The organism is Streptomyces sp. WMMB 714, from assembly GCF_900090125.1.
Classification (GTDB): Bacteria; Actinomycetota; Actinomycetes; order Streptomycetales; family Streptomycetaceae; genus Streptomyces; species Streptomyces daqingensis.
Genome location: NZ_FMHJ01000006.1, coordinates 258,741 through 270,680 on the forward strand (window position 1 = coordinate 258,741; position 11,940 = coordinate 270,680).

Sequence of the window (11,940 nt, forward strand, 5' to 3'; positions counted from 1 at the left end):
CGCCGCCGCGGAGGAAGCGGAGCCCAACGTGCGGTCGCAGTGCCCCAGTTCGCCCGCTGCCTACCGGTCCAGTGGAGGCGCGGCGGATTTGCCGGGGTGCTATGCCCCGGAAACTACCGCGCAGTCGGACAAGATCCGGTCGCAGAGTTACCGATTCCTTCCAACGGCCCGGCCCCTGTCAGTAGCCTCATGACCCGACGGCGAACGCCGTGGAGCTGAACGAGCTGGAGACCCAGATGGAACGTCCTGCCTGGGCCCCGCAGGGCATAGACCTGACGGTGCCGAGCGTGTCGCGCATGTACGACTACTACCTGGGTGGATCGCACAACTTCGAGGTCGACCGGGAAGCGGCGCGGCGGGCGATCCAGGCCTGGCCGGGCCTGCCGAAGATCATCCAGGCGAATCGTGCCTTCACGCGGCGTGCCATCGACTTCGCGGTCGGTGAGGGCGTCACCCAGTTCCTCGACATCGGCTCCGGCATACCCACGTTCGGCAACACCCATGAGGTCGCGCAGAAGGCCCACTCCGGCTCACGCGTCGTCTACGTCGACAACGACCCGGTGGCGGTGGCCCACAGCCGGGCCGTGCTGGAGGGCAACGACCAGGCGGCCATCGTCTCCGCGGACTTCCGCTCCCCCCAGGACATCCTCTGCAGCGCGGAGACGGAACGGCTGCTGGACTTCGGCAAGCCGGTGGCCCTCCTGCTCGTCGCGCTGCTGCACTTCATCGAGGACAAGGACGAACCCGGCAAGACCATCGCCGAGATCGCCGACGCGCTCGCACCGGGCAGCCTCCTCGTGGTGAGCCACAGTTCGGCCGACGAGGGCCCCAAGACCGACGGAGGCGCGGGAGTACGCGACGTGTACAGACGGACGAGCTCACCGCTCATCATGCGGCCCAAAGAGGAGATCAGGCAGTTCTTCGACGGCTTCGAGCTCGTCGAGCCGGGGCTCGTCGCCCTCCCCCGCTGGCGTCCGGACCCGGACACCGAGCCTGCTTCCGATCCGGTGCTCCTGAGCGGCTACGCCGGGGTGGGCCGCAAGGCGGGAAGCGCCGGGTGACTGCCGACCCCCACGAGTCCGAAGGGCTCGAGAACGACGGACTACGGCGCTTCGCGACGATCTGGAGCCGCGCGGTCTACCCCGCCACGCAGACCTCGATGACGCGGGCCGAACTCGGCGACTACCTCCACCCGTTGGCCGTGAAGCTGTGCGACGCGCTGCACGCGTACCCCTTCTCCGCCGCGCCGGGACGCGAGGTGGGCGCGGCCCTGGTCGCCGCCCACTGCACGAGCCCGGACGCGCTGCCCCACATCCTCGGCGTCGTGGACTCCTACCTCGTCCTCTACGGCCGCGACCCGGAGACCAGCGAACTCCCCGTCGACGAGGCACGCGCCCGCTGCTCCCGGCTCCAGCACGCCGTCGCCGCCGGCTTCACCGAGGCCCTGCGCGACCGCACCCTCGCCGAGCAGGAGGCCCTCTCCCGGGCGGCGCTGGCCGCGCAGAGCGCCGTCGAGGAGGCGCTGCACGCGAGCGAGACCCGGTTCCGCGCGGTCTTCAAGGACGCCACCATCGGCATCAGCATCGCCGACATGGACGGCCGCATCCGCGACGCCAACGGCGCCATCGCCCGGATGTTCAAACGCTCCGAAGAGGAGATGCGCAGGCGGAACGTCAACGAGTGGGTGCACCCCGACGACGCCCCGGACGTGTGGCGGATGCACCGTCAGCTGGTACGCGGCGAACGGGACCACTTCCGGGTCGAGAAGCCCTTCCACCGGCCCGACGGCACCGTGCTGTGGACCAATCTGACGGTCTCCCTGCTGCGGGACGCCGACGGCGAGCCCCGCTACCAGCTCGCCCTGCTGGAGGACATCACCGAACGCAGACTCCTGCACCTGCGGTTGCGCTACGAGGCGACGCACGACGAATTGACCGGCCTGCCCAACCGCACTCTCTTCGCGGAGCGCCTGGACCGGCTGCTCTCGGCGAGCAGCGACGTGAAGCGCTTCGGGCTGTGCTACCTGGACATCGACGGCTTCAAGGCGGTCAACGACAGCCTCGGCCACGCCGTCGGGGACCAGTTGCTGATCGCCGTGGCGGAGCGGCTTCAGTCGTGCACCGCCGGCTCCGGCCACCTCGTGGCCCGCATCGGCGGGGACGAGTTCGCGGCCCTGTGCACCGACCCGTCGGGTCCGGAGGACGTCACCGAACTCGCCCGTCAGGTGCTGGCCGCGCTGGCGACGCCCATCCGCATAGACGGCCGCGAGCTGTCCGTACGGGCCAGCATCGGCATCGTCGAGGGGCCCAGCGGGGAGCTGCGGCCCGAAGAAGTCATGCGCAGCGCTGACATCACCATGTACCGGGCCAAGGACGCCGGAGGCAGCCGCTACGAGCTCGCCGACCCCGACTCCGACGCGCGGGCCATAGACCGCCACAGCCTCACCACCCGGCTCCCGGCGGCGCTGGAGTGGGACGAGTTCTTCCTCGAGTACCAGCCGCTGATCCGGATGAGCGACGGGCAGGTCGAGGGAGCGGAGGCGCTGGTGCGCTGGAAGCACCCGGTGCACGGCCGTCTGGGCCCGGACCGGTTCATCCCGCTCGCCGAACACACCGGTCTCATCGTTCCGTTGGGCCGATGGGTGATGGAGCAGGCCGTCCGGCAGGCCTGCGCGTGGCATGAGGAGCGCAGCAAGGGCAGCGGTGACGGCAAGAAGAAGAACGGCAAGAACGGCAAGAAGGGCGAGGGTCTCGCGGAGCGTCCGCTGCGCGTCAACGTCAACCTCTCGCCCCGCCAGCTGCACCACCCGGACCTGGTCCCGGACACGATCGCCGTGCTGGAGGCCGCGGGGATGCCTCCGTCGTCACTCTGCCTGGAGGTCACGGAGAGCGCGCTGATCGGCGCCGACGAGGACGAGTTGAAGCCGCTGCGCCAACTGGCGGAGCTGGGCGTGGAGATCGCCCTGGACGACTTCGGCACCGGCTACTCCAACCTCGCCAACCTCCGGCGGCTGCCCGCCACCACGCTCAAGCTGGACCGCTCCTTCACGCAGGGGCTCCAGCAGCACCCCGCGGACCCGGTCGACGTGACGTTCGTCGAGGGCATCGTCACCCTCGCCCACGCGCTGGGGCTGGCCGTGACCGTCGAGGGCGTGGAGACGGGGCACCAGGCGGCACAGCTGCGGGACATGGGCTGCGACACCGCCCAGGGCTGGTACTACGCGCGTCCGGGCCCGGCCTCCACGTTCGTGCAGGGATTCGCGGTCACCTGAGGGCACCCGAACCCCTGGCCCGGGGCGCCGGGTGCGGATCGTCCGTCCGCGGGGAGCGGGCCGGCGGCCCGGCCGCTCACACGTGCGCGTCGAGCCACTGGAGCAGGTCGGTCTGGACCTCGGTCCTGTTGGTCTCGTTGAGGATCTCGTGCCGGGCGTCCGCGTAGCCGTTCCAGGTCACGTGGCGCAGGCCCACGTAGCGGAAGTCCTCCAGGAGTTCGTAGACGAGCGTCATGCCCTGGTTGCAGGGATCCTTGTCCCCGACGGCGACGTGCACCGGCAGGTCGCGCGGGATGCGCCCCAGTTGCTCCGGGTCGTTGATCTTCCGGCTGCCGAGCACCCAGTCCAGTGACATCCCGGCGCTGAAGGGGAAACCGCAGCGCTCGTCCGCCACGTAGAGGTCGACCTCGTCCTCGTCGCGGGAGAGCCACTCGAAGCCGGTGCGGTGCGGGTAGGGGTCGTTGAAGGAGCCGAACAGGTCGGGCACGAAACCGGATCGGGCGCTCCTGCCGCCCTTCTCGATCTCCTTCTCCAGCTGGCGGACGGCGGTCTCGGTCTCGCACCCCGGCAGTGAGCGGAACGTGCCCGAGAGCATCAGCCCGGTCAGCTCCGACCCGTACTCCTGTGCGTAGTCCCGGGCGAGCTGCGAGCCCATGCTGTGGCCCAGGAGCACGAACGGCGTGCCGGCGGGGAGTTCGGCCCGCACCCGGTCCCCGACGGTCTTGAGGTCCTCGACCGTCGCACGCCAGCCGCTCTCCCCGACGACGCCGTAGCCGCCGGTGTGGGCGGCCGTCGCGCCGTGTCCGCGGTGGTCACCGGCGACGACGGTGTAGCCGAAGCGGCAGAGGAACCGGGCGAACCGGTCGTAGCGCTGGGCGTGTTCGGCCGCTCCGTGCGCGATCTGGACGAGGGCCCGGGGCACGGCTCCCGCGCCCTCCGCGTCGTCCGGGAACCAGGTGTAGGTGGCGATCCGCGTGCCGTCCGCCGCCGTCGTGTGATCCTGCCGTACGCCGCCCACGGTGTCCGCCTCCTCGGCTCGTTCCTCTCCCGCAGACGGCAACCGTACTGGGCTGCGCTGACACCGTGAAGGAGGCCGCCGGACGGGACGCGCCACACGGAGCGGCGGCGTCCGCGCACCTCTCCGTGCCCAGCTTCCGCGTCCTGCCGGTCAGTTCAAGCCGACTTCGCTGCGGCAGCGCGGCGGAAGCCCGAAGTCAGCCGCGTCTCCACCGTCCACGGGAGGCGCGCGCGGGGGCTCGCTCCCCGCGCGCGGCCGGACGGAGCGCGCGCGGGGCAGTTGTCGCCGTCCTACCTTTTTGCGCCGCCACCGGACGGTCCCGCACCGTGCGACGAGTGGGGCGGAACGGTATGAGCCCAGCTCAAACCGGTACGGAGTTCAACCTTCGCCGACTCACCCCCACAACCGCCTTTTGGCACGCCCCCTGTCAACTTGCCGCCAATCGGCAGGAACTGCTGACTCCGAGCCGTGGCGGTGCTATGCCAGTGGTAATGCTGCTGGGGCATCTGCCCGCTTCGCCGCGGGACGAAGGCGCCACCCGGAACGCCCCGGAGAGCCGTAGCGAATGCAAGAGGGGGCTTTCAGCCAAACTTCGAGTTGATCTTGAACGGGCTGCTCGACAATAGACGACATTGCAGTCGGCTTATGCCAGAGGCGGGACGCCGGCCGATGTACGTCCTCCGCCCAACCGGACGCGGAGCCAACCGCCTAGAAGGGCTCGTCATGGAACGCTACTTCACGGACCAACACCATGAGCGGTTACGCACCGCGGTCCGGGAGTTCGCGAATAGCGAGGTCAAACCCCGGATAGAGGAGATGGAGGCCACGAAGACGGCCTCCGTCGACCTCTCCCGCCTGATCGCACGCCAGGGCTGGATCGGCGCCACGGTCCCCCGGGGCTACGGCGGCATGGGGGTGGGCCACCTCGGCAAGACGGTGGTGATCGAGGAACTCTCCAGAGTGAGCGGCGCGATGGGCGCCATGGTGCAGGCCTCCCAGCTCGGCGTCGCGAAGATCATTCACTTCGGCAACGAAGAGCAAAAGAAGACGTGGCTGCCCGCAATTGCCTCCGGCGATTGCCTCCCCACCATCGCCGTCACGGAGCACGAGTCCGGGGGCCACGTCCTGGGCATGACGTCGTCCGCCGTACGCGACGGGGACGACTACGTCCTCAACGGCCGCAAGGTCTACGTCGGCAACAGCCACGTCGGAGACCTGCACGGCGTCGTCGTACGCACCGGCCCCGGCTCGAAGGGCCTCACCGCCTTCCTCGTGGAGACCGGCACCCCCGGCTTCTCCCTCGGCCGGCAGCGTCCCGCCATGGGCCTGCACGGCTTCAGCTTCGGCGAACTCGTCTTCGAGGACTGCCGCGTCCCGGCCGCCAACCGCCTCGGGGAGGAGGGCGACGGCCTGCCCGTCGCCTACTCCTCCAGCGTGCTGTACGGCCGCGCCAACCTCACCGCCGTCTCCCTCGGCATACATCAGGCGATCCTCGACGAGACCACCGCCTTCTGCGCCGAACGCAGGCGCTACGACGCCCCGTTGGCCGACCTCGGCTCCATCAAGCTCAAGCTGGGCCGGATGCAGTCGCGGCTGATGACCGCCCGGCTCGCCGCCTACCACGCCGTCCACCTGCTCGACAGGGGCGAGCAGTGCGACGCCGAGCTGATGAACGCCAAGCTCGTCAACGTCGAGTACGCCCTGGACTCGGCCCGCGACGCGATGGAGATCCACGCCGCGGCCGGGCTGTTCACCGACCGGCCGGTGGAGCGCTACCTGCGGGACGCGCACCACATCTTCGCCCCCGCGGGCACCTCCGACATCCAGCGGCTGCGCCTCGGCGAGGTCGCGCTCGGGACGGCGAAGGGCTCCTGGTCGCAGCGGCTCGGCGAACTCGTGCGGTGCGAGGCAGAGACCACCTGCTGACCGGGTCCGTCGGGCCCGGCGCGAGACCGGCGTGGGGCCCGGCGAAGGAACCCGTCGCGCGGGACAGGCCCTTCAGGACCCGCCGCGCTCCCGCCGGTGGATCTGCTCCACGAGGTCGGCGGCCATCGACTTGATCGTCTCCAGCCCCTGCCGCCCCCAGGGACGCGGCTCCTGGTCGACCACGCACACGGTGCCCAGCGCCATGCCCGTACGGTCGATCAGCGGCGCGCCGAGATAGGAGCGGATGCCTATCTCGTCCACCACCGGGTTCCCGGCGAAGCGCGGATAGTCGCAGACGTCCTCCAGGACCAGCGCCTTGCGCCGCACGATGACGTGCGGGCAGTAGCCGTGGTCGCGCGCCATGACACGGCCGACCCCTCCGCCCGCGCTCCCCGACGGGTCCAGCTCCACCGCCTGATCGGCGCCGGGGGCGTAGAGACCGGCGAAGTACTGGTGGTCCTCCTCGATGAAGTTGACCATCGCGAAGGGAGCGCCGGTCACCCGCGCGAGATGGCGCGCGAAGTCGTCGAACTCCGGCACGGGAGCGTCCCCCAGGCCCAACTCCCGCAGCCGCACAGCCCTCTTGGGGGCCTCGGCGTCCTCGGGGGTGAGCAGGAGGTGGCTGGTCGGGTCATACGGCGTCGGTGCCATGGGAACTCCCTGTGTCGAGAAGATGCTGGACGAGTGAGACGAGGACCTGCGTACCGGAACTGGCCTGCCGGGCGTCGCAGAGCACCACCGGCACATCGGGCTTGAGGTCGATCGCGGCGCGCACCTCGTCCGGCTCGTAGCGGTAGGAGTTGTCGAACTCGTTGACCGCGACGATGAACGTGATGCCGCGCCGCTCGAAGAAGTCCACGGCGGCGAAGCAGTGTTCGAGGCGGCGGGTGTCGGCGAGCACCACCGCGCCCAGAGCGCCCTCGGACAGCTCGTTCCACATGAACCAGAACCGCTCCTGGCCGGGCGTGCCGAAGAGGTAGAGCATGTGGGAGGCGCTGAGCGTGATGCGTCCGAAGTCCATGGCCACGGTCGTGGTGGACTTGTTCTCGATCCCTTCGAGGCTGTCGGTGGCGGCGCTCACCTGCGTGAGCAGCTCCTCCGTGCTCAGCGGTTCGATCTCGCTCACGGCGCCGACGAAAGTGGTCTTGCCGACACCGAAGCCCCCGGCGATGAGGATTTTCAGCGCGGTAGGGAACGGATCGGCACGGCTCACTTCAGAGTCGTTTACGGAGCCCATCCAGCACCGCCTCCAGCAGTTCTCGATCAGTAGGGTCGGAAGAGAGAGGCGCGCGCACCGGCGCGCGCGAGGTGATCGCACCGCAGTCGACCAGGTCGGAGAGGAGCACCTTGGCGACCACTGCGGGCTGGGCGATCTGGGCGGCGATCTCGGCGACGGAGACGGGCCCGCCGCACAGTTGGAGCACGTGGGTGTGGTCGGGGCCGAGGTAGCTCCGGGGACGCTCCCCGGTCGCCATCACCATCGTGAGCAGGTCGAATTGGGCCGTCGGCTTCGTTCGACCGTTGCTCACGGTGTACGGGCGGACCAGCCGCCCGGCGTCGTCGTCGAGCCACGGCCCCTCTAACGGTTCCTGTCTCATCCGGCCGCCTCAGTGACCGGCCGGCTGCCGCGCGGGGGTCCCCAGATACGGCCGGACGCTCTTGACGAGCATCGCCATCTCGTATCCGAGGACCGCGGCGTCCGCGTCGCGCCCGGCGAGCACGGCGAGGCAGGCCCCCTGCCCGGCGGTCGAGACGAACAGCAGCGAAGTGTCGAGCTCCACCACCACTTGGCGCACCTCTCCGCCGTCGCCGAAACGCACGCCGGCGCTGCGCGCCAGCGAGTACAGCCCGGAGGAGAGCGCCGCCATGTGGTCGGCGGTGTCCGTGTCCAGACCGTGAGCGGCCTTCACCAGGCCGTCGGAGGACAGCAGCAGCGCGCTGCGCGTGTGGGGCACGCGCTCCACGAGTCCGGTCAGGAGCCAGGAGAGGTCTGTCGTGTGTCCGATGGGGGCTTCGCTCACCATGATCGCGTTCTTCTCCTTCAGAGCTGTACCGCAGAGCGGGCGGAACGGGGCCGAGCGGGGCCGTTTCCGCGGGCATTCGTGTGGAGGGCGGCCCGGGCCCCGAGTACGTGGGGCGCGGGCGCGTTGACCTCGGGGGCCCGCTCCCGCGGGCGCGACGGCCCCGCGCGCCGACGGCGGGGCCCGAACTGCCGCCGCCTAACCGGCGGGACGGGGTGCTTCGCCGCCGTTGTCCTCGGCGAGGCTCGTGCCGCGCTGGAACGCGGCCATCAGACCGGGGTCGTGTCCCTGCGCCGTCCCGTCCCAGTCGGCGGTGGCGCCGTCCTGCCTCGCGGGCGGGGTTTCCCGGAGTTCGGGGACCAGATGCTCCTGGCGGCGGCGCTTGGGGAGTTCGGGGCGCTCCCCGTTCCCCGCCGCTCTGGACGGGCCCGGGGTGTGGACCTGCAGGGGAGGCTGCGGACCGGGACGCGCGGAAGGGCCCGGGCCGGAATGGGCGGTGGGCGCGTACTGCGCGCCCGACGGCTGGGGCAGGGGCTGCGAGCGGGCCGCGGGCTGGGCGGGGACTGGCCGGCTCTGTTCGGATGCGGGCATGCGCGCGTGCTCGGGGCTGCCGGTTCGCACCCGCGGGAGCTCCGTCGTGTCGCCGGCTCCGGGCTCGGCCGCACCGTGCCGGCCGGCGGAGGCCGCGACACCGACGCCGGCCGAACCGCCGCCGGCGGCAGCCGCGTTGGCGGTCCGCACCGCGGACCCTGCGACGTTGCCCGGCTGCTGCGCCCCGTTGCCCGGCTCCTCGCCGAGCACCTCGCGGGGCAGTACGAGCACGGCCTGGATGCCGCCGTAGATGTTGCTCTGCAACTGGACGACGATGCCGTGCCGCTGCGCGAGCGCCGAGACCACGAACAGCCCGATGCGCCCGTCCTGCAACAGCTCGCCCACGTCGATGCGTTCGGGGTCGGAGAGCACGGCGTTCATGCGGCTCTGCTCGGCGGGCGTCATGCCCAGCCCGCGGTCCTCGACCTCGATGGCCAGACCCGCCGTCACATGCTGCGCGCGCAGCAGGACCTGGGTGTGCGGGGCGGAGAACACCGTCGCGTTCTCGACGAGTTCGGCCAGGAGGTGGATGACGTCCGCCACGGCATGACCGCGGAGCGTGCCCTCGATCGGGGGCACCAGCTTCACGCGGGGGTAGTGCTCGACCTCGGCGATGGCGGAGCGCAGCACCTCGGTCATCGTGACCGGGCGGCTCCACTGCCGGCGGGAGACCGCGCCGCCGAGGACCGCGAGGTTCTCCGCGTGGCGGCGGATCCGGGTGGCCAGGTGGTCGACGTGGAAGAGCCCCTTGAGGAGATCGGGGTCCTCGACCTGGTTCTCCAGGTCGTCCAGCAGCTCGATCTCGCGGTGGACCAGGGACTGCAGGCGCCGCGCGAGGTTGACGAAGACCTCGACCTTCTCCTCGTTGCTGCTGGAGTTGCTGCGCACGAGGGCGGCGGCGCGTGTGACGGCCGACTCGGCCGAGTGCTGGGCGAGTTCGAGTTCGTGGGCGAGCAGCTCGACGGCGTCCGCGCGCTCGCCGGGCTCGGGGAGCGCGGGGTGCGGGCGCAGGTGCGGGCGGTCGCCCTGCTCCAGGCACTGCAGCAGGGCCTGGATCTCGGAGCGGCCCCGCGCGACGGAGCGGCGCAGCGCGGTGTGGCGTTCGAGTACGCGGCGGGCCTGGGAGGTCGCTGCGTAGGCGGCGCCGGCGACGGCGCCGCAGACGAGTAAGAGGGCGCCGGCCAGCACGCTCCAGACGACGGCCCCGTCGGCACCCGGAGCGGGAGCGGCGGAGGCTCCGGGACCGCCCTCGACGCTCATCACGTACGCGACGACGGCGGCACCGGCGACCGCGACGACCCCCGCGGGCAGTACGGCGAGCCGCACCAGGTGCCGGCGGAGCGCGGCGTCGCTGGGGGTCCGGGGTGCCGGGGCGCGTCCGTGCCGGCGCCGCGAGCCGTTGACGCCCGGCGCCGGCGCTCCGTACGAGCCGTGGACCGCCGTGCCCCGCGACTCCGGCGAGGCGACCGGGAGCGGTGCCTTGCCGGGGTGAGGCCCCTGGGAAGGTGCGGGAGCGGACATACCCCTTCCTGTCTGGACCGCGTGGCTCGGGGGTTCAGGCATCGAATTCCTCGGTTGAGTTGAGGTCTGCGGGTGGGCTTCCTCGAAGCACGATCACAGCGCGCGTCAGTTCGCTCTCACAGCGCTACGGTCACGCTAGTCCTCTCGGCTGCGTGGCGCGGGTGCGCTTGACATATTCGCCACCCCTCGCCACCTCCGAACGAGTGAAGATCGGCACCACCCGGCGGGGCACGGTCCAAGATCTTAACTGCCGTACGGAGTCCGGCAGTTACCCTTCGGGGCCGTCCGCGGCCGAGCACACGGGAGCGCCGCCGCCCCTGAGGCCCGCGGGCCGCGGCGGCCGCTCCCCCTCCCCCTCCTGCCCCGCCTGCGGTTCTCCTCCCCCGCACCGCTCCGGCCGACCTCCGGGGCACCGCCCGGAACCCGTGCGGCGCACGCAGGAAAGCCCTTCACGGACGGTGACGCACATTGGCCTCCGCACCCGGGCCGCCGATCCCGGCCTACGGGGCAAGGGCGACATGCCCGGCTCCCGCCGCCGGACTGACACAGGCATATGCGCCCCCTAGTGCGCCGGGGGCGCCTCCCCCGGACCGCCCCCGAACGCGTCCGGAATTCGCCCCCGTTTTGTCTCACATCCAACCCCCGCCGCACGGCCCTCAATCACCCTCTGCACCGGCACGGCTGCCCTCCGTGGTAGCGGGCCGCCGCACACTCTCCCGCCGCGAGCCCATGTCGTATCGTCGGCCGCGTCCGCGCGTCAGCGAGCACCCGCTTACCGAAGGAGCAGCCGTGAGCCAGCAGTCCGCCGAACCGGCGCTGACCGGAGTGCGCAACTTCCGCGACCTCGGCGGAGTGCCGACGGCCGACGGCCGGCGGCTCCGCCACGGCGTCCTCTTCCGCAGCGGCCACCTCGCTCACGCGACGGAGGAGGACGCCGGCTTCCTCAAGGGCCTCGGTCTCCACACGGTCTACGACTTCCGCAACTCCGCCGACCAGGCACTCGAAGGTCCCGACGTCGAACTGCCGGGCGTGCGCTACGTGAATCTCCCGCTCAGCGACCCCGCGGACGGCGCGGAGTTCTGGAAGATGGTGCGGGACGGCGAGCTCGACCAGCTGCGCATGGTCCTCTCCGACGGCAAGGGAGCGGCCCGCATGATCGCCTCGTACCGCTCCATCATCACGGGGCGCACGAGCGAGCACAGCCGGATCCTCCACGAACTCGCCGACGGCAGCGTCCCCGCACTCATGCACTGCGCCGCCGGGAAGGACCGCGCCGGCCTGTCGGTCGCCGTGACGCTGATGGCGCTCGGCGTGGACAAGAAGGACATCGAGGCCGACTACCTGGAGTCCAACTCCCCGCACCGCCGCTACAAGATGTACCGGAGCGAGAAGTCGCGGGCCGGCATGTCGCCCGAGGTGCTGGAGCTTCTCTCACCGCTCTTCGACGCCCGCCCCACGTACCTCGCCGCGGCCCTCACGACCATCGACGACACCTGGGGCGGGGTCGAGCAGTACCTTTCCGAGGGGCTCGGACTCGAGGCGGCGACCCGCGAACGCCTGCGGGACAGGCTGCTGGAGGACGGCTGAGGCGC

General features: G+C 71.3%; 10 protein-coding genes. 4 read left to right on the forward strand and 6 right to left on the reverse strand.

Annotated elements, in window-relative coordinates:
* Positions 1-236 precede the first annotated feature (236 nt).
* Entirely contained in the window at positions 237-1,061 is an 825-nt protein-coding gene (locus H181DRAFT_RS13215; protein WP_045864784.1) for an SAM-dependent methyltransferase, read from the forward strand.
* Positions 1,058-3,271: a putative bifunctional diguanylate cyclase/phosphodiesterase gene (locus H181DRAFT_RS13220; RefSeq protein WP_045864572.1), complete on the forward strand. Its 2,214-nt coding sequence runs from the start codon at positions 1,058-1,060 to the stop codon at positions 3,269-3,271. The genes H181DRAFT_RS13215 and H181DRAFT_RS13220 overlap by 4 nt, the downstream gene beginning before the upstream one ends.
* Before the next feature lie 76 nt (positions 3,272-3,347).
* Here the strand turns inward: H181DRAFT_RS13220 and H181DRAFT_RS13225 are convergent, their stop codons facing one another.
* A complete protein-coding gene (locus H181DRAFT_RS13225; protein ID WP_045864573.1) occupies positions 3,348-4,289 on the reverse strand; it encodes an alpha/beta fold hydrolase in 942 nt (313 codons plus the stop codon).
* 723 nt (positions 4,290-5,012) lie between these two features.
* Between H181DRAFT_RS13225 and H181DRAFT_RS13230 the strand changes: the two genes are divergently transcribed.
* Complete coding sequence (locus tag H181DRAFT_RS13230; protein ID WP_045864574.1) at positions 5,013-6,215, forward strand: acyl-CoA dehydrogenase family protein; 1,203 nt, start codon at positions 5,013-5,015, stop codon at positions 6,213-6,215.
* A gap of 72 nt (positions 6,216-6,287) precedes the next feature.
* Here the strand turns inward: H181DRAFT_RS13230 and H181DRAFT_RS13235 are convergent, their stop codons facing one another.
* From H181DRAFT_RS13235 to H181DRAFT_RS13255, 5 genes are all read right to left on the reverse strand, one after another.
* Positions 6,288-6,866 carry a GAF domain-containing protein gene (locus H181DRAFT_RS13235; RefSeq protein WP_045864575.1) on the reverse strand — a complete coding sequence of 193 codons (579 nt, stop codon included), beginning with the start codon at positions 6,864-6,866 and terminating at the stop codon, positions 6,288-6,290.
* Positions 6,847-7,452 carry a GTP-binding protein gene (locus H181DRAFT_RS13240; protein ID WP_045864576.1) on the reverse strand — a complete coding sequence of 202 codons (606 nt, stop codon included), beginning with the start codon at positions 7,450-7,452 and terminating at the stop codon, positions 6,847-6,849. Before H181DRAFT_RS13240 ends, H181DRAFT_RS13235 begins: the two co-directional genes overlap by 20 nt.
* Entirely contained in the window at positions 7,430-7,813 is a 384-nt protein-coding gene (locus tag H181DRAFT_RS13245; RefSeq protein ID WP_045864577.1) for a DUF742 domain-containing protein, read from the reverse strand. The genes H181DRAFT_RS13240 and H181DRAFT_RS13245 overlap by 23 nt, the downstream gene beginning before the upstream one ends.
* Before the next feature lie 9 nt (positions 7,814-7,822).
* Positions 7,823-8,239, reverse strand: coding sequence for a roadblock/LC7 domain-containing protein (locus H181DRAFT_RS13250; protein WP_045864578.1), 417 nt, complete (start codon positions 8,237-8,239; stop codon positions 7,823-7,825).
* Positions 8,240-8,434: 195 nt separating this feature from the next.
* Positions 8,435-10,348, reverse strand: coding sequence for an ATP-binding protein (locus tag H181DRAFT_RS13255; protein WP_078895711.1), 1,914 nt, complete (start codon positions 10,346-10,348; stop codon positions 8,435-8,437).
* Between the two features lie 789 nt (positions 10,349-11,137).
* On the opposite strand from H181DRAFT_RS13255, the gene H181DRAFT_RS13260 reads away from it, so the two are divergent.
* Positions 11,138-11,935, forward strand: coding sequence for a tyrosine-protein phosphatase (locus H181DRAFT_RS13260; protein ID WP_045864579.1), 798 nt, complete (start codon positions 11,138-11,140; stop codon positions 11,933-11,935).
* The last annotated feature ends 5 nt before the right edge of the window (positions 11,936-11,940 follow it).

Excerpts from the sequence above, each read along its gene's own strand:
- H181DRAFT_RS13250 (WP_045864578.1), bottom strand. The coding sequence starts at position 8,239 with ATGGTGAGCGAAGCCCCCATCGGACACACGACAGACCTCTCCTGGCTC.
- H181DRAFT_RS13230 (WP_045864574.1), top strand. The coding sequence starts at position 5,013 with ATGGAACGCTACTTCACGGACCAACACCATGAGCGGTTACGCACCGCG.
- H181DRAFT_RS13215 (WP_045864784.1), top strand. The coding sequence starts at position 237 with ATGGAACGTCCTGCCTGGGCCCCGCAGGGCATAGACCTGACGGTGCCG.
- H181DRAFT_RS13255 (WP_078895711.1), bottom strand. The coding sequence starts at position 10,348 with ATGTCCGCTCCCGCACCTTCCCAGGGGCCTCACCCCGGCAAGGCACCG.
- H181DRAFT_RS13245 (WP_045864577.1), bottom strand. The coding sequence starts at position 7,813 with ATGAGACAGGAACCGTTAGAGGGGCCGTGGCTCGACGACGACGCCGGG.
- H181DRAFT_RS13240 (WP_045864576.1), bottom strand. The coding sequence starts at position 7,452 with ATGGGCTCCGTAAACGACTCTGAAGTGAGCCGTGCCGATCCGTTCCCT.
- H181DRAFT_RS13235 (WP_045864575.1), bottom strand. The coding sequence starts at position 6,866 with ATGGCACCGACGCCGTATGACCCGACCAGCCACCTCCTGCTCACCCCC.